The 15,844-nt window shown below is 60.6% G+C and carries 16 protein-coding genes; 13 read left to right on the top strand and 3 right to left on the bottom strand.

Features of this window, described 5'->3' with window-relative positions:
* The first annotated feature begins 10 nt into the window (after nt 1-10).
* From DFP86_RS10870 to DFP86_RS10820, 11 genes are all read left to right on the top strand, one after another.
* Nucleotides 11-2,215: a RelA/SpoT family protein gene (locus tag DFP86_RS10870; protein WP_133681081.1), complete on the top strand. Its 2,205-nt coding sequence runs from the start codon at nt 11-13 to the stop codon at nt 2,213-2,215.
* A 136-nt stretch (nt 2,216-2,351) separates the two neighbouring features.
* Nucleotides 2,352-3,128 (top strand): deoxyribose-phosphate aldolase, encoded by a 777-nt coding sequence (deoC, locus tag DFP86_RS10865; protein WP_133681079.1) that lies wholly within the window; start codon nt 2,352-2,354, stop codon nt 3,126-3,128.
* 47 nt (nt 3,129-3,175) lie between these two features.
* The gene (gene deoA / locus DFP86_RS10860) at nt 3,176-4,513 is read left to right on the top strand and encodes a thymidine phosphorylase (RefSeq protein WP_133681077.1); all 1,338 of its coding nucleotides are present in this window, start codon (nt 3,176-3,178) and stop codon (nt 4,511-4,513) included.
* Nucleotides 4,514-4,527: 14 nt separating this feature from the next.
* The gene (locus DFP86_RS10855) at nt 4,528-5,745 is read left to right on the top strand and encodes a phosphopentomutase (protein ID WP_133681075.1); all 1,218 of its coding nucleotides are present in this window, start codon (nt 4,528-4,530) and stop codon (nt 5,743-5,745) included.
* Between the two features lie 21 nt (nt 5,746-5,766).
* Nucleotides 5,767-6,477 (top strand): purine-nucleoside phosphorylase, encoded by a 711-nt coding sequence (gene deoD, locus DFP86_RS10850; protein WP_133681073.1) that lies wholly within the window; start codon nt 5,767-5,769, stop codon nt 6,475-6,477.
* Nucleotides 6,478-6,814: 337 nt separating this feature from the next.
* Entirely contained in the window at nt 6,815-7,249 is a 435-nt protein-coding gene (gene rplM / locus DFP86_RS10845; RefSeq protein ID WP_133681071.1) for a 50S ribosomal protein L13, read from the top strand.
* A 9-nt stretch (nt 7,250-7,258) separates the two neighbouring features.
* Nucleotides 7,259-7,651: a 30S ribosomal protein S9 gene (rpsI, locus tag DFP86_RS10840; protein ID WP_133681069.1), complete on the top strand. Its 393-nt coding sequence runs from the start codon at nt 7,259-7,261 to the stop codon at nt 7,649-7,651.
* Nucleotides 7,652-7,792: 141 nt separating this feature from the next.
* On the top strand, nt 7,793-8,821 hold the full coding sequence (gene argC / locus DFP86_RS10835) for an N-acetyl-gamma-glutamyl-phosphate reductase (RefSeq protein ID WP_133681067.1): 1,029 nt from the start codon (nt 7,793-7,795) through the stop codon (nt 8,819-8,821).
* Nucleotides 8,822-8,903: 82 nt separating this feature from the next.
* Nucleotides 8,904-9,254: an iron-sulfur cluster insertion protein ErpA gene (erpA, locus tag DFP86_RS10830; RefSeq protein WP_133681065.1), complete on the top strand. Its 351-nt coding sequence runs from the start codon at nt 8,904-8,906 to the stop codon at nt 9,252-9,254.
* Between the two features lie 60 nt (nt 9,255-9,314).
* A complete protein-coding gene (locus DFP86_RS10825) occupies nt 9,315-10,217 on the top strand; it encodes a CheR family methyltransferase (RefSeq protein ID WP_133681063.1) in 903 nt (300 codons plus the stop codon).
* Nucleotides 10,214-11,470 carry a D-amino acid dehydrogenase gene (locus tag DFP86_RS10820; RefSeq protein WP_133681061.1) on the top strand — a complete coding sequence of 419 codons (1,257 nt, stop codon included), beginning with the start codon at nt 10,214-10,216 and terminating at the stop codon, nt 11,468-11,470. Before DFP86_RS10825 ends, DFP86_RS10820 begins: the two co-directional genes overlap by 4 nt.
* A gap of 3 nt (nt 11,471-11,473) precedes the next feature.
* Here the strand turns inward: DFP86_RS10820 and DFP86_RS10815 are convergent, their stop codons facing one another.
* On the bottom strand, nt 11,474-11,833 hold the full coding sequence (locus DFP86_RS10815; RefSeq protein ID WP_133681059.1) for a dihydroneopterin aldolase: 360 nt from the start codon (nt 11,831-11,833) through the stop codon (nt 11,474-11,476).
* A gap of 71 nt (nt 11,834-11,904) precedes the next feature.
* Here DFP86_RS10815 and plsY point away from each other — a divergent pair, with 71 nt between their 5' ends.
* Nucleotides 11,905-12,564 carry a glycerol-3-phosphate 1-O-acyltransferase PlsY gene (gene plsY, locus DFP86_RS10810; protein ID WP_243729366.1) on the top strand — a complete coding sequence of 220 codons (660 nt, stop codon included), beginning with the start codon at nt 11,905-11,907 and terminating at the stop codon, nt 12,562-12,564.
* On the opposite strand, the gene DFP86_RS10805 is transcribed toward plsY, so the two are convergent.
* Nucleotides 12,558-13,259 carry an aspartate/glutamate racemase family protein gene (locus DFP86_RS10805; protein WP_133681057.1) on the bottom strand — a complete coding sequence of 234 codons (702 nt, stop codon included), beginning with the start codon at nt 13,257-13,259 and terminating at the stop codon, nt 12,558-12,560. The two genes, plsY and DFP86_RS10805, sit on opposite strands and share 7 nt — an antisense overlap.
* 60 nt (nt 13,260-13,319) lie before the next feature.
* On the opposite strand from DFP86_RS10805, the gene DFP86_RS10800 reads away from it, so the two are divergent.
* The gene (locus DFP86_RS10800) at nt 13,320-14,669 is read left to right on the top strand and encodes an aminotransferase-like domain-containing protein (protein ID WP_133681055.1); all 1,350 of its coding nucleotides are present in this window, start codon (nt 13,320-13,322) and stop codon (nt 14,667-14,669) included.
* Here DFP86_RS10800 and DFP86_RS10795 read toward each other — a convergent pair.
* A complete protein-coding gene (locus tag DFP86_RS10795; protein WP_133681053.1) occupies nt 14,666-15,625 on the bottom strand; it encodes a histone deacetylase family protein in 960 nt (319 codons plus the stop codon). The genes DFP86_RS10800 and DFP86_RS10795 overlap by 4 nt on opposite strands.
* Nucleotides 15,626-15,844 lie beyond the last annotated feature (219 nt).

The raw sequence follows: 15,844 nt of genomic DNA, 5'->3' as shown, positions 1-15,844 counted from the left end.
TAAAAAGTCTATGGTATCCGTCGTCCGTTCTGTCGCCGATACGCTAGCCGATGCCGCCAATCCAGAGCGGTGGTTGGCTCAGTTGTCTTCTTCTCTGACCGATGCCGACCGGGAGATGCTGGCGCGGGCTTTCGCCGAAGCGCGCGAGCTGTACGCCGACCGGCGCCTGCCCGCCACCGGGGAGGACATGTTCAGCCATGCCGTGTCCGCGGCCGCCATCGTGGCCGATCTGAATCTGCTGCCGGACGCGATCGTCGCCACGCTGCTGTTTTGCGTGCCGGACATCCTGCCCGACTGGGCAGCCTGGATGGATCAGCATTTCAACCCGACCGTGACGATGTTGGTCGATGGGGCGAGCCGGGTGCGCCGCCTGACCGAGCTGGCCCACATCGATCACCTGGACACGCCGGAAGAGCGGGCTCGGCAGGCCGAGACCATGCGCAAGATGCTGCTGGCGATGGTGGCCGATATCCGCGTGGTGCTGATCAAACTGGCCTGGCGAACGCAGACCATGCACTACCTGGTGCATTGCGACGAGCCGGTGCGTCGGCGCATTGCGCTGGAGACCATGGACGTCTTCGCGCCGCTGGCCAATCGCCTCGGCGTTTGGCAGATCAAGTGGGAGCTGGAGGATCTGGGCTTCCGTCATCAAGATCCGGAAAACTATAAAAAAATCGCCCGTTTGCTGGACGAGCGTCGTCTGGAGCGCATCGACTATATCGAGCGTGTGCTGGAGACGCTGCGCGATGAATTGAAGAAGGCCGGTATCCACGGCGACGTGGCGGGGCGGCCGAAGCATATCTATAGCATCTGGCGCAAGATGCGCAAAAAGAGCCTGGACTTCAACGAGCTGTACGATATCCGCGCGGTGCGCGTGCTGGTGGATACCGTGCAGGACTGCTACACCGTGTTGGGGCTGATTCACAGCATGTGGCAGCCGATCCCCGGCGAGTTCGACGACTATATCTCGCACCCCAAAGCCAACGATTACCGCAGCCTGCATACGGCGGTCATCGGCCCGGACGACCGCGGGATCGAGGTACAGATCCGCACCTTCGAGATGCACGAGCACGCCGAGTTCGGCGTGGCGGCGCACTGGCGCTACAAGGAGGGCGGCAAGGGCGATGCGCAGTACGAGGAGAAGATCTCCTGGCTGCGCCAACTGCTCGACTGGCGCGAAGAGATTTCCGACCGCTCCGGCCTGGCCGACGCCTTCAAGACCGAATTGTTCGCGGACACGATCTACGTATTGACGCCGGCTGGCCGCGTGTTGGCGCTGCCGACCGGTGCGACGCCGATCGATTTCGCTTACGCCGTGCATAGTAATGTCGGCGACCGTTGCCGGGGTGCCAAGGTCGATGGCCAGATCGTGCCGCTGTCGACGCCGCTGGCCAATGGCCAGCGCGTCGAGATCCTGACGGCGAAAGAGGGCGGGCCGAGCGTCAACTGGTTGCACGAAGGCTGGGTCAAGAGTCACCGCGCCATTGCCAAGATCCGCCAGTACATCCGCTTGCAGAACGCCGACGTCGTGCGCGAAACAGGCCGCCAGTTGTTCGAAAAGGAGTTGGCGCGCCATGCGCATGCGCGGCCGAATTTGGCGGCGTTGGCCGAGAAGCTTGGCTTCGAGAAGCTTGACGAACTTTATGCCGCGCTGGGGCATGGCGAATTGACGTTGCGGCTGGTGTCGCAAGCACTGGAGAGTTTTGCGCCACCGGCTCCGCCGCGCGAAGTGGCGCCGGAGGATCTGGTCAAGGCCAGCAAGGGCGGCCACGACGCCGGCGGCATCCTGATCGAGGGCGTCGACAACCTGATGACGGTGTTGGCCGGGTGCTGCAAGCCGGCGCCGCCCGATCCTGTCATGGGTTTCGTCACCAAGGGGCGCGGCATTTCGATTCATCGCGCCGGCTGCCAGACACTCAAGCGTTTGTCCGAGGCGGCACCGGAGCGTTTGATCGCCGCGGACTGGGGTGAACAGAAGAACAGCATTTTTCCGATCGATATCGAAGTGTTGGCACAGGATCGCCACGGACTGTTGCGCGATATCTCGGACGTGCTGTCGCGCGAAAAGCTCAATGTGATCGGCGTGCACACGCAGTCGCGCGATTTGCGCGCGCGCATGTTGTTCACCGTCGAGGTGCGTCAGGTGAGCGAGATCAGCCGGGTGTTGTCGCATGTCATGGATGTGCAGGGCGTGATCGAGGCGCGACGACGCTGATTCGGCGGCGGGGACGCGGGGCGTCCCCGTTATTCAAATAGCAATTGATTTTACGTGAAGATAAAGTCCATAATTTCTTCTTCCTGCTTTACTCATAGCAAGTATCCATTTTCCGCTTAGAAAAGAGAGGGACGAAATGTCCGATTTGGTTTTGGCCGCCGAGCGCGCCTTGTCTCTGATGGATTTGACGACCCTGAACGACGACGATACCGATGCCAAAGTCGCCGATCTGTGCCGCAAGGCGGCCGGCCCGGCAGGTAAGGTCGCGGCGGTGTGCGTGTTCCCGCGTTTCGTGCATGTCGCCAAGAAGACCTTGCGCGACCAAGGTACGCCGGAGGTGCTGGTCGCCACGGTGACCAATTTCCCGCATGGCAACCCCGACGTGGCTGTGGCGGTGGATGAGACCCGCGAGGCGGTGTCCTTCGGGGCCGACGAGGTCGATGTCGTGTTTCCGTACCGCGCGCTGATGGAAGGTAATACCGAATTGGGCGCACGCTTGGTGGCGGCCTGCAAGCAGGCTTGCGGCGACAAGGCGCAATTGAAGGTGATTATCGAAAGCGGCGAGCTGAAAGATCCGGCGCTGATCCGCCAGGCCAGCCTGATTTCGATCGAGGCCGGCGCCGACTTCATCAAAACCTCGACCGGCAAGGTGCCGGTCAACGCCACGCTGGAAGCCGCGAAGATCATGCTGCAGGCGATCAAGGACAGCGGCCGTCCGTGTGGCTTCAAGGCCGCCGGCGGCGTCAGAACCGCAGCCGAAGCCGAAGAATACCTGAAGCTGGCCGAAAGCATCATGGGGGCCGATTGGGTGAATTCGACGCGCTTCCGCTTCGGTGCCTCCAGCCTGCTCGCCAGCCTGGAAGCCACGCTAGGCTTCGGTAGCGCGCAACAAAACAACAACGCAGCATATTGATGACAAGCGCCCCTCGCGGGGCGTTTTTGGCTTGTAAGGAGCAGGGAATGTTTCTGCCGCAGGAATTCATTGTCAAAAAGCGCGACAAGCAAGCGCTTACGATCGACGAGATTCAGCAGTTCGTTCAGGGCATCACCGATGGCTCGGTGGCCGATAGCCAGATTTCGGCCTTTGCCATGGCGGTGTTTTTCAACGATCTGACGCTGGATGAGAACGTGGGATTGACCATGGCCATGCGCGACTCCGGTCGGCGTATGCGTTGGGACGATCTGCAATTGCCGGGCCCGGTGCTGGATAAGCACTCCACCGGTGGCGTGGGCGACGTGGTGTCGCTGATGCTCGGGCCGATGATCGCCGCCTGCGGCGGGTTTGTGCCGATGATTTCCGGCCGTGGCCTGGGGCACACCGGCGGCACGTTGGACAAATTGTCGGCCATTCCCGGCTACGATCCCTTCCCGACCGCCGACAATTTCCGTCGTATCGTCAAGGAAGTGGGCGTTTCGATCATTGGGCAAACCAACGATCTGGCGCCGGCCGACCGCCGTTTCTATGCCACGCGCGACGTGACCGGCACCGTCGAGTCGATTGCGCTGATTACCGCGTCGATCCTGTCGAAAAAGTTGGCCGCAGGCCTCGATGTGCTGGTCATGGACGTCAAGACCGGCTCCGGCGCGTTCATGCCGACCTTTGAGTTGTCCAAGGCGTTGGCCGAGCGCATCGTCCGTGTCGGCAATGGCGCCGGCGTCAAGACCAGTGCGCTGGTCACCGACATGAATCAATCGCTGGCGACGTGTGCCGGCAATGCCATCGAGACCGCCGAGGCGGTGCGTTATCTGACCGGCGAAGTGCGTTCGGACCGTTTGCACGAGGTCACCATGGCGCTGTGCGCCGAGATGCTGATCGCCGGCGGCTTGGCCAGCGATACGGCCGATGCCGAGGCGCGCCTGCAACAGGCGCTCGATAGCGGCCGTGCCGCCGAGATTTTCGGCCGGATGGTGGCCACCATGGGCGGGCCGAGCGACTTCATCGAGCACTATGGCAAATACTTCGAACCGGCGCCGCTGGTACGCCCGGTGTTCGCGCCGCAGGCCGGCTTCGTGACCGGCACCGACACGCGCGGCCTGGGTATGGCCGTATGCGCCTTGGGCGGCGGTCGTCGTCAGGCTGCCGATGTGCTGGATTACCGCGTTGGTCTGACCGAGCTGGTCGAGTTGGGGCAGAAGGTCGACAGCCAGACACCGCTGGCGGTGGTGCATGCCGCCACTGAAGACGGCTTCGAAGAGGCGCGCCGCCGCGTACTGCAAGCCGTCGGCATCGGTGCGGCGCCGGTTGCCCGGCCTACGCAGGTGCATTGCATTCTGCGCGAAGGCGACCTGAAGAACTGAGCCAGGAGAGCGTGATGAAACGTGCCATTATTTTGATTCTGGATTCGCTGGGCATTGGCGCCGCCGCCGACGCCGAGCATTTTGGCGATGTCGGCAGCAATACGCTGGGGCACATCGCGCGCGATGCCGCCGCCGGTTTGCTGGATCGCGGCGGGCGCAGCGGTCCATTGCAGTTGCCGAATCTGACCCGGTTGGGCCTGGCCCATGCCTGCGAGTTGTCGTGCGGCGAGTTTCCCGCCGGTGTCACGCGACTGGAACCGATCGGCGCCTACGGCTATGCCAAGGAGCTGTCTTCCGGCAAGGACACGCCGTCGGGCCACTGGGAGATCGCCGGCGTACCGGTGTTGTTCGATTGGGGATATTTCACCGACCGAGACAACTCGTTTCCGGCCGAACTACTGGATGCCATCGTAGAACGCGCCGGTCTGCCGGGTTTCCTGGGCAATTGCCATGCCTCGGGCACCGAGATTCTCGACCGCCTGGGCGAGGAGCACATGAAGACCGGCAAACCGATCTTCTATACCTCGGCCGATTCGGTGTTCCAGATCGCCTGCCATGAAGAGACTTTCGGGCTTGAACGGCTGTATCAGCTGTGCAAGATCACCCGCGAACTGCTCGAACCGTACAACATCGGCCGGGTGATTGCCCGGCCATTCGTCGGCACCGGTCGCGGCCAGTTCGCCCGCACCGGCAACCGCAAGGATCTGGCGGTGGAGCCGCCGGCGCCAACCGTGCTGAAGAAGCTGGCCGACGCAGGCGGTGCCGTGGTGTCCGTCGGCAAGATCGCCGACATCTACGCCCATGTCGGCATTACCCGCGCGGTCAAGGCGACCGGACTGGATCAGTTGTGGGATGTCACGCTGGACGAAGTTCGTCAGGCGCCGGATCGCAGCATCGTCATGACCAATTTCGTCGATTTCGACTCCAGCTACGGCCATCGCCGCGACACCGCCGGTTATGCCGCCGCGCTGGAGGCCTTCGACCGCCGCATTCCGGAGATCCTGGCCTTATTGTCGGATGACGACATTCTGATTCTGTCGGCCGACCATGGTTGCGATCCGACCTGGACCGGCACCGACCATACTCGCGAGCACATTCCCGTGCTGTGCTACGGTAAGAAGGTGCCCGCGGGTTCGCTCGGCGGCCGCGACACTTTCGCCGACATCGGTCAGTCGGTGGCGAGCCATCTCGGCCTGCCGCCGATGGATTACGGTACCTCTTTTCTTGCTTAACCCGTTCGCTTAAGGACTGTCATGCCAACTCCGCATATCAGCGCCCAGGCCGGTGATTTCGCCGACATCGTTTTGATGCCGGGCGATCCGCTGCGCGCCCAGATGATTGCCGAAACTTATCTCGAAAATGCCCGCCAAGTGACCGCGGTGCGCAACATGTACGGCTATACCGGTACCTACAAGGGCCGCCGGTTGTCGGTGATGGCGCACGGTATGGGCATTCCGTCGTGCAGCATCTATGCCACCGAATTGATCAAGGATTACGGCGTCAAAACCATTATCCGCGTCGGTTCTTGCGGCGCCACGACCGATAAGCTGAAGTTGCGCGACCTGGTGATCGCCATGGGCGCGTCGACCGACAGCAAGGTCAACCGTATGCGGCTGATGGATCACGACTACGCCGCCATCGCCGACTACGACGTGCTGCGCACGGCCGTGGATACCGCCAAGCGCCTCAATAAGCCGGTACACGTCGGTAACGTGTTCTCGGCCGATCTGTTCTATTCGGTGCAACCGGATATGCTGTCGCGCCTGGCCGCGATGAACGTCCAGGCCATCGAGATGGAACTGGCCGGCATTTACGGTGTTGCGGCGCAATACGGCGCGCGTGCGCTGGGTATTCTTACCGTGTCGGATGTGATTCCCACCGGCGAGGCAACCACCTCCGACGAGCGTCAGAAGAGCTTCGGCGATATGGTGGAAATCGCTCTGGAAACCGCGCTGGCACTGTAAACTACCTGTTTGACGGACGCCCGGCCGTTGCCGGGCGTTTTTGTTTGTGGCATTCATGCACAGCGCATAGTGCAGTGCACAAAAAAATCTTGCAAATTGATTTTCGTCTGCCAATAATGGTTTCACATCAGGCGCTTTCCGTGCGTTTTGGTGTTGTCTCCTCCATCCTCCTTTCAAGGTGGAACTTGGCGCGATCGCAACCTGGTTGCGCTTTTTTTTGTGCGCAAAAACAGGCTTTCCTCCCGTCTGATTTCTTCTTGTCTCACAATGGTTTGACAGGGTAATCGTGCATGTAATAGAATCCGTAACTTTCAAGAATTACGATGAGAAGAGTTCCATGAAGACCTTTTCTGCCAAGCCGCATGAGGTAAAGCGCGAGTGGTTCGTGGTCGACGCCTCCGACAAGGTGCTGGGTCGTCTGGCTGCCGAAATCGCGCATCTTCTGCGTGGCAAGCATAAGCCGGAATACACCCCGCACGTAGATACCGGCGATTACATCGTCGTCGTCAACGTCGACAAACTCCGCGTTACCGGTGCCAAGGCACAGGATAAGATTTACTACCGTCATACCACCTACCCGGGCGGTATCCGTGAGCGTACCTTCACCGAACTGCAAAATCAGTTCCCGGAGCGCGTTCTGGAGAAAGCCGTCAAGGGTATGCTGCCGAAGGGTCCGCTGGGCTACGCGATGATCAAGAAGCTCAAGGTATACGCTGGTAGCGAGCACCCGCACACGGCACAACAGCCGAAAGTGCTGGAAATCAGTTTTTGAGGCTAAGAGATGAACGGTAAATACTACTACGGTACCGGCCGTCGCAAGAGTTCGGTTGCGCGCGTGTTCATGCAAAAGGGCAACGGTCAAATCATCGTCAACGGCAAGCCGGTTGACGAATACTTTGCCCGTGAAACCGGCCGCATGGTGATCCGTCAGCCGCTGGCGCTGACCGAGAACCTCGAATCCTTCGACATCAAGGTCAATGTTGTCGGTGGCGGCGAAACCGGCCAAGCCGGCGCTATCCGTCACGGCATCACCCGCGCTTTGATCGACTACAACGCCGATCTAAAGTCCGCCCTGTCCAACGCTGGCTTCGTTACCCGCGATGCCCGTGAAGTGGAACGTAAGAAGGTCGGTCTGCGCAAGGCCCGTCGCGCTAAGCAGTTCTCCAAGCGTTAATCCGCTCGGAATATCTGTTTTATGGAAAGCCGCCCTCGGGCGGCTTTTTCTTTGTCCGACATCGGTTTTTATATTGCGCCGCACTGTGTTTGAACGAGATAATGTCGCTTTTGCGACATTTTTTTTCGTTTGGGTGACGGCATGATCAAGGTTGGCATCGTTGGCGGGACCGGTTATACCGGTGTGGAGTTGTTGCGGTTGCTGGCGGCGCATCCGTCGGCACGCGTGGTCAGCGTGACGTCGCGTAAAGAAGCGGGCATGCGCATCGATCAGATGTTCCAAAGCTTGCGCGGCCGTGTCGACTTGGCTTTTTCATCGCCCGACGATGCCTCGCTGACCGACTGCGATGTGGTGTTTTTCGCTACCCCCAACGGTGTTGCCATGCATGACGCGCGTCGCTTGCTGGATGCGGGTGTTCGCGTGATCGATCTGTCGGCCGATTTTCGCATTCGCGACGTGGCCGAATGGGAGAAATGGTATGGCATGACGCACGCCAGTCCTGAATTGGTGGCAGAGGCCGTCTATGGTTTGCCGGAGATGAATCGTGCACAGATCGCCGGTGCGCGGTTGATCGCGAACCCCGGCTGTTATCCGACAGCCGTTCAGCTCGGGTTTCAGCCGCTGCTGGCGGCGGGGGTGGTCGATAGCGCCACGCTGATCGCCGATTGCAAGTCCGGTGTGTCCGGCGCCGGTCGTAAGGCCGAGGTCGGCGCTTTGCTGGCCGAGGCGGGGGATTCGTTCAAGGCGTATGGCGTGGGTGGACATCGCCATCTGCCGGAAATTAGCCAGGGCTTGGCGCGCATGTGCTCGGCACCGGTCGGTCTGACCTTCGTGCCGCATCTCACCCCGATGATCCGTGGCATTCACGCCACGCTCTATGCACGCTTGACCGCCGAGGTCGATTTGCAAGCGCTGTTCGAAAGACACTACCGCGACGAATCGTTCGTCGATGTGATGCCGGCCGGCAGCCAGCCGGAGACTCGCTCGGTGCGCGGCGCCAATTTGTGTCGTTTGGCAGTGTATCGTCCACAGGGGGGCGATACGGTGGTGGTGCTGTCGGTGATCGACAACCTGGTCAAGGGCGCGGCGGGGCAGGCGGTGCAAAATATGAACCTGATGTTCGGCCTGGCCGAGTCGACCGGGCTGGATGGGGTGCCGCTGTTGCCGTGACCTTGATTTTCTCGCCAGAGGTCACCATATCCTACTAAAATAGTAGGAAAGCCGCTCCGGCTCCACGCTTTAGAGGCCTATCATGACTGAAACGACTGAAATGCTGTCCCCGATCAACTTTACCGACAGCGCCTGCAGCAAGGTGCGTGAGCTGATCGCGGAAGAAGGTAATCCTGATCTTAAGCTGCGGGTATTCGTTACCGGCGGCGGCTGTTCCGGTTTCCAATATGGGTTCACCTTCGACGAACTGGTGAATGAAGACGATACGCAGATCGCCCGCGAAGGTGTGACCTTCCTGGTCGATCCTATGAGCTACCAATACCTGGTCGGTGCGGAAATCGACTATCAGGAAGGCCTGGAAGGCTCGCAGTTCGTCATCAAGAACCCGAACGCCACGACGACCTGCGGTTGCGGATCTTCGTTCTCGGTGTAAGCTTTTTTGCGATAAGATAAAAGCCTGGGATATCCCAGGCTTTTTTTTATTCTGGATGACATGGACAAGCTGCCACCTTTGACGTTGCCCAAGGTTGAGTTCAACCGCGAATTTGATTTCAGCGATGCCGACTTCGAACGGATCCGCAAGCTGATTTACAAGGAGGCCGGCATTTCCTTGAATGCCTCCAAGAAAGACATGGTTTACGGGCGGTTGGTGCGCCGCATTCGCGATTTGAAGCTGGCGAGTTTCTCCCAGTATGTCGATTTGCTGGGGTCTGTGCAGGGGAAGCGCGAGTTCGAACAGTTCGTCAATGCACTGACCACCAATCTGACTTTTTTCTTCCGCGAGGAACATCATTTTCCGTTGCTGGCGGAGCATTTGAAAAAGCGCGCGGCGGCTGGCGCGACCGAACTCCATATCTGGTGCTCGGCCTCGTCCACTGGCGAGGAACCGTATTCGCTTGCCATGACGGCGTTGGAGACGTTCCACGGCGTGGGTCCCAAGGTCAGCATTGTCGCTACCGATCTGGATACCCTGGTGCTGGAAACCGGTCGCAAGGGCATTTATCCGGCGGACAAGGTTGCGCGCCTACCTGCCGGGCATGCCGCTAAGTATTTCGACAAGCTGCCGGACGGCATGTACCAGGCCAAGGCGCAATTGCGCAATATGATCACCTTCTCGCGCTTGAATCTGATCGAACCGCAATGGTCGGTGCACAAGCAGTTCGATGCCATTTTCTGTCGTAACGTGATGATCTATTTCGATCGCGATACCCAGTACGCCATTCTCAAGCGTTTTGCCCCCTTGCTGCGCCCGGATGGTCTGTTGTTCGTCGGTCATTCGGAAAATTTCTATTTTGCGGCCGATTATTTTCGCCTGCGCGGCAAGACCGTGTACGAGCATGCGCCCCGAGACGGCGCGGCACACAAACCGAGTGAATTAGCCAAGGGACGCGGATGAAGGTCGTCGTATTGGGCGCGGGTGTCGTCGGGGTCAGCACAGCCTGGTTTCTAGCTTGCGACGGTCATGAGGTCGAAGTGATCGAGCGTGCCAGCGGACCTGCGCGCGAAACCAGTTTTGCCAATGGCGGGCAGATATCGGTCAGTCAGTCGACGCCATGGGCGCATCCAGGCGCGCCATGGCAGATCCTGCGCTGGTTGGGGCGGGACGATTCGCCTTTGCTATTCAGACCGGGGCTGGATCCCGCGCAGTGGCGCTGGATCATGGGATTCCTGCGCGAATGCCTGCCCGGACGCTTCGACCGCAATATGCGTCAGATGTTGGCCCTGGGCAAATACAGCCGCGATACTTTTGCCGAATTGCGCCAGTCGCTCGGTCTGAGCTATGACCAACTGTCGCGCGGGATCGTGACGTTGGTTGGTACGCAAAGGGAGCTCGACGAGGCGGCGGCTACCTGCCGGGTGATGCAGGATTACGGTGTGGCTAAGCGGGTGATTTCGCGCAGCGAGCTGCTCGAACTGGAGCCTGCGCTGGCGCCGGTCGCGCCGCGACTGGCCGGCGCGACCTTCTGTCCGGACGACGAGTCGGGCGATGTGCACCAGTTCACCGTGCAATTGGCGCAGCATGCGGCGCAGCGCGGTGTCCGTTTTCGCTTCAATACTCGGGTGAATGCGCTGGAAAGCGCAGGCGGAAAAGTCTATGGCGTTTCGGTGACCGATGCCGATGGTCAATACCGAACGGTGGCGGCGGATGCCTTTGTGTTGGCATTGGGCAGTTTTTCGCCGCTGTTGGCGCGCACGGTCGGTCTGACGTTACCGGTCTATCCGACCAAAGGTTATTCGGCCACGGTGCCGGTGCGTGAAGCTCGGCTGGCACCGCAGGTCAGCATTACCGACGAAGATTGCAAGATCGTGGTGACCCGCCTGGGAGAGACGATTCGGATCGCCGGTACTGCCGAGCTCGCCGGCTATTCTTCTCATTTGAACGCAGCGCGCTGTCAGGCGTTGCTCAGTCGTACCAGGCTCTTGCTGGACGAAGCGTGCGCCGACTGGGCGCAGGCGAGTTTCTGGACCGGTTTGCGTCCCAGTACGCCAGGCAACGTGCCACTGATCGGCCGCACGCGTTTAGCCAACCTGTACTTGAATACCGGGCATGGTACGCTGGGTTTCACCGAAGGGCCGGGCTCGGGGCGCGCGTTGGCCGAGTTGATCTCCGGCCGAACGCTGCCGTTCGAGTTCGATTTCTGTCGTTGACGCTCAGCGTGGCCGGTGGCCACGCTCGATCGAAACACCGACACGCTTGACGCCCGGAAGTATGCCGAGCTTGCTGACCGAGACCATGACCCAAGGGGAGCCGAAGTCGTCGCGGATGACTTTGGCGATGTACTCGGCCAGTGCTTCGATCAGCAGAAAGTGGCGTTCGGCCAGCGCGGTGCGCAATCGTTCGACCACCGCACCGTAATGGATGGTGTCGCGAATATCGTCGCTGTGGCAGGGTGCCTCGCTGGGAATGCCGATTTCCATGTCGATTTCAATGGTTTGCGGCGTGGTTTTTTCCCACTCGTAGATGCCGATAATGGTTTCGGCGCGCATTTCGCGCAAAAAAATGATGTCCATCCGATTGCGGCTGTTGGGGAATGCCGCCTGATACCGTAGAATCTGAGACTTTGCATTCTAGTGGATATAAGATGTCTACGACAGCCCATGCCCTGATGACCCCCCCCGATTTTTTCTTTACCTGTGCCGCCTATGTGCTGGGCTCGCTGTCCTTCGCCGTCATTGTCAGCAAGCTGATGGGGATCGAAGATCCGCGCAGTTACGGTTCGAAGAACCCGGGAGCGACCAATGTGCTGCGTAGCGGCAACAAGGCGGCCGCCGTGCTGACCCTGCTGGGCGACGCCCTCAAGGGCTTGGCCGCGGTATTGATCGCCAAGATGTTCGGCCCGCAGTTCGGCGTCGACGCCGCCGGGGTTGCCTGGGTGGCATTGGCGGTGGTCGCCGGCCATATGTGGCCGATATTCTTCAACTTCAAAGGCGGCAAGGGCGTGGCCACCGCGATGGGCGTGATGTTCGGACTGAATCTGCTACTGGGATTCGCCGTCGTGCTGACGTGGCTGCTGGTGGCCTTTATTTGGCGCTATTCGTCGCTGGCCGCCATGCTGTCGCTCGGTCTATCGCCGCTGTTCGGCGCTTTCCTGCTGCCGCGCGGCACACCACAGTTGGGTATTACCCTGGTGATCGGTCTGTTGGTGTTCTACCGCCATCGCGACAACCTGATTAAATTGCTGACCCGCCAGGAAAAGAAGATCGGCGAAAAAGCACGGGCGCCGGCCGACCCGACTCAGTAAGCGCCGTCCAGGTACCAGCGTACTGCCGCCTCGGCGTGCAGCGCCGTGGTATCGAACACCGGTAATGCCACGTCGGCCTGCCCAATCAGCAGGCCGATTTCCGTACAGCCCAGCACCACCGCTTGTGCCCCCTCTCGTTGCAGTTCGTCGATCATTATCTGCAAGGTTTTGCGCGACGCCGCCCGGATGATGCCCTGGCACAACTCCCGATAGATGATGTCGTGCAATTGCACGCGTGCGGCGGCATCCGGCGTCAGGACTTGTAGACCATGCCGCTGTTCCAGTCTGCCGCGATAGAAATCCTGCTCCATGGTGTAGCGCGTGCCCAACAGGCCGATGCGCTGGTGGCCGGCAGCGCGGAGGGCGTCGCCCGTGGCATCGGCGATATGCAGCAAGGGGAGTGAGCTGGCGGCGCCCAGCGTATCGGCGACCTTGTGCATGGTGTTCGTGCACAGCACTATGCAGCCGGCACCGGCGGCTTCCAGTTGCTGCGCCGCCCGAGCCATACATTCGGCAAGACGGTGCCAGTCGCCTTGTACCTGCCAGGCTTCAACCTCGGCAAAATCGACGCTCAGCAGCAAGCTACGCGCATTATGCTGACCTCCTAGCCGTTGTCTGACCGCCTGGTTGATCAGCCGATAATAGTGCGCCGACGATTCCCAACTCATACCGCCAATCAGTCCGATGGTTTTCATGTCTATCTTTCATTCGTTCCGATCCCGTAGTATGTCTTCTTTTTTGTATGGATTGTCTGCATGACAAATTGGATGCCAACGCTGCGGCCAGGGCAGGGGCCCTGGTTCCAGCAAATCGCCGAGGCGATGATCCATGATGTTCGCGCCGGGATATTGCGCCCGGGAGACGTCCTACCGCCGCAGCGATTGCTAGCGGATCTGTTGGGCGTCCATCTGAGTACCGTGACGCGCGCCTATGGCCTGGTCGAAAGGCATGGGTTGATCGCCGGTCAGCGCCGCTGCGGCACGGTGGTACTTGATCGAGTGCATGCAGCTCGGCTGTTCGCCCCCGAGCCGCAGGAGGATTTGATCGATCTGTCGACTAATGTGCCGGCGCAGAATCCCCGCGATCGCGCGCTCGATGTTTTGCTTGGCTCCATGTTGCAAGAGCAGGGCGTCGAGACCTGGATGCGCTATCGTTCCTCGGCTCAGTGGCAGGCCGCTCTGGCCGATGGCGCCGATTGGTTGACGCTTTGCGGTCTGGCTCCCGATCGCTTTTCCGTGTTGTTGTGCGCCGGTGCGCAGCACGCGCTGGATCAAGCACTGGCCTTATCTCATGCCGGGCGCGATGTGGCCGTGGAATGCTATACCTACCCTGGCGTCAAGGCGCTGGCGACATTGCGCGGCCTACAATTGCACAGTCTGCAGATGGATGGCGAGGGCGTCCTGCCGGCCAGCCTGACTGCCGTGGCCCAACGCGGTGTGCGCGTGGCGGTCGTGTCGCCGAATCTGCAGAATCCGACGGGGGCGTGCATGGGGCTAGCGCGCCGCCAGGCACTGGCCGAGGTGGCCGCGCGCCACGATCTGCTGCTGATCGAAGAGGATGTCTACGGTTTGCTGGCGGCAGAACGGTTGCCGCCTCTGGCGGCGTTGTTACCCGCCCGGACACTGTATGTGACCTCCTTGTCGAAAACCGTGGCGCCGGGACTGCGCTTTGGCTTGCTGGCGGTGCCGCCAGCATTGGCGCCGCCGCCTGACGATGCGATCCACCACACCGGTTGGCACATGAGCCCACTGATGCTGGCACTAGGGTGCCGCATGATTCGCAGTGGCGAGGCGCAACGCCGACTTGCCTGGCAGCGGAAGGAAATGCTGGCGCGCAACCGTTTGCTGGATAGGGCGCTGGGCGTGGATGGCGGGCAACATTCTGCTTGCCCGCATCGCTGGCTTCGACTGGGCGAAGGAACGTCGCCTGCCGCAATGGTGGCGCGTTTGCACCGCGCCGGACTGCAGGCGGTAAATGGGGACGATCTGGCGGTGGGCCGTCCGACGGTGTCGGCGATACGGTTGGCACTCGGTGCCGCCGTGAGCCGGCGGCAGTTGGAGCGAGCCGCAGCGCTGCTGCAACAGGCGCTCAGTTCGGTCGATTAGCCGTCTGACAGTACGCGGATATGCGCGGTGACGCTGCGGCCGAGCGCGGACAGGTCATACCCCCCCTCTAGCACCGAGACAATGCGTCCCTGGCAGTACAGATCGGCGATTTGCACCAAGTGGCGCGTTACCCATTCGTAATCTGCCTCCACCAGTCCGAGCGAGCCCATATCATCTTCCCGATGCGCATCGAAACCTGCCGAGACAAAGATCATTTCCGGTTGGAACGCGTGCAACTGCGGCAACCAGTGCTGTTCCACCGCTTCGCGGAACTCGGCGCCGCCGCTGCCGGCGCGCAGTGGCACATTGTGCATGTTCTGCCCGAGCGGATGATCGCCGCAATAAGGGTAGAACGGGTGCTGGAAGATCGACACCATCATCACGCGCGGGTCGTCATGAAAGATTTCCTCGGTGCCGTTGCCGTGATGGACATCGAAGTCGACCACGGCAACGCGCGCAAGCTTGTAGTTCGACAGAGCATGCGCCACACCGATGGCGACATTGTTGAAAAAGCAGAAGCCCATCGATTTGGCGCTTTCGGCGTGATGGCCGGGTGGCCGGACGGCGCAAAAGGCGTTGGGTACTTTGTCCTCGCAGACCAGCTCGACCGCCTTGATGACAGCGCCGGCGGCTCGGCGCGCCGCTTTGAGCGTGCCCGGCGACATGGCGGTATCCGGGTCGACACGGAAGGTGCCGACCGATGGCACGCTGGATTCGATGTATTCGACATAACGAGGAGGGTGAATGCGAGCCAATTGCTGCTCGGTGACTTCCGGTGCTTCCACCTCCTGGAGCGAATCGAAAATCTGTGAAGCCATCAACTGATCCCGTATGGCGATCAGTCGTTCCGGGCATTCGGGGTGGCCAACCCCCATGTTGTGCTGCAGACAATCCGGATGGGTCACGTAGGCGGTCAGGCCTGTACGGTGCCAATGCGTTTTCAACCAGGTGAACACAATATCCCCTCAGTCGCTTTTGTGATGCAAGCATATCTATTTTTAATAAATAGTGGTCGAAAGCAGGGTGAAAAGCAATAAGAACGCATCGTGCGCTGCACGATCGCTCTGCACGGCATCAATGTGCGAAAGCGTGTCGGTTACTGCGATTTATCGTAATAGAACTATCCATCCTTCTGTCAGGTCTGAGTCCCGTTGCGATTTCTTTGGCTCATGCCA

Source organism: Paludibacterium purpuratum (genome assembly GCF_004363805.1).
Classification (GTDB): Bacteria; Pseudomonadota; Gammaproteobacteria; order Burkholderiales; family Chromobacteriaceae; genus Paludibacterium; species Paludibacterium purpuratum.
The sequence above is the reverse complement of the archived record's forward strand: the minus strand, read 5'-3'. Positions and strand labels throughout refer to the sequence as shown.

Excerpts from the sequence above, each read along its gene's own strand:
- DFP86_RS10815 (WP_133681059.1), bottom strand. The coding sequence starts at position 11,833 with ATGGACATCATTTTTTTGCGCGAAATGCGCGCCGAAACCATTATCGGC.
- deoC (WP_133681079.1), top strand. The coding sequence starts at position 2,352 with ATGTCCGATTTGGTTTTGGCCGCCGAGCGCGCCTTGTCTCTGATGGAT.
- rplM (WP_133681071.1), top strand. The coding sequence starts at position 6,815 with ATGAAGACCTTTTCTGCCAAGCCGCATGAGGTAAAGCGCGAGTGGTTC.
- DFP86_RS10870 (WP_133681081.1), top strand. The coding sequence starts at position 11 with ATGGTATCCGTCGTCCGTTCTGTCGCCGATACGCTAGCCGATGCCGCC.
- DFP86_RS10805 (WP_133681057.1), bottom strand. The coding sequence starts at position 13,259 with ATGAAAACCATCGGACTGATTGGCGGTATGAGTTGGGAATCGTCGGCG.
- rpsI (WP_133681069.1), top strand. The coding sequence starts at position 7,259 with ATGAACGGTAAATACTACTACGGTACCGGCCGTCGCAAGAGTTCGGTT.
- deoD (WP_133681073.1), top strand. The coding sequence starts at position 5,767 with ATGCCAACTCCGCATATCAGCGCCCAGGCCGGTGATTTCGCCGACATC.
- plsY (WP_243729366.1), top strand. The coding sequence starts at position 11,905 with ATGTCTACGACAGCCCATGCCCTGATGACCCCCCCCGATTTTTTCTTT.
- DFP86_RS10820 (WP_133681061.1), top strand. The coding sequence starts at position 10,214 with ATGAAGGTCGTCGTATTGGGCGCGGGTGTCGTCGGGGTCAGCACAGCC.
- DFP86_RS10800 (WP_133681055.1), top strand. The coding sequence starts at position 13,320 with ATGACAAATTGGATGCCAACGCTGCGGCCAGGGCAGGGGCCCTGGTTC.
- argC (WP_133681067.1), top strand. The coding sequence starts at position 7,793 with ATGATCAAGGTTGGCATCGTTGGCGGGACCGGTTATACCGGTGTGGAG.
- deoA (WP_133681077.1), top strand. The coding sequence starts at position 3,176 with ATGTTTCTGCCGCAGGAATTCATTGTCAAAAAGCGCGACAAGCAAGCG.
- DFP86_RS10825 (WP_133681063.1), top strand. The coding sequence starts at position 9,315 with ATGGACAAGCTGCCACCTTTGACGTTGCCCAAGGTTGAGTTCAACCGC.
- DFP86_RS10855 (WP_133681075.1), top strand. The coding sequence starts at position 4,528 with ATGAAACGTGCCATTATTTTGATTCTGGATTCGCTGGGCATTGGCGCC.
- erpA (WP_133681065.1), top strand. The coding sequence starts at position 8,904 with ATGACTGAAACGACTGAAATGCTGTCCCCGATCAACTTTACCGACAGC.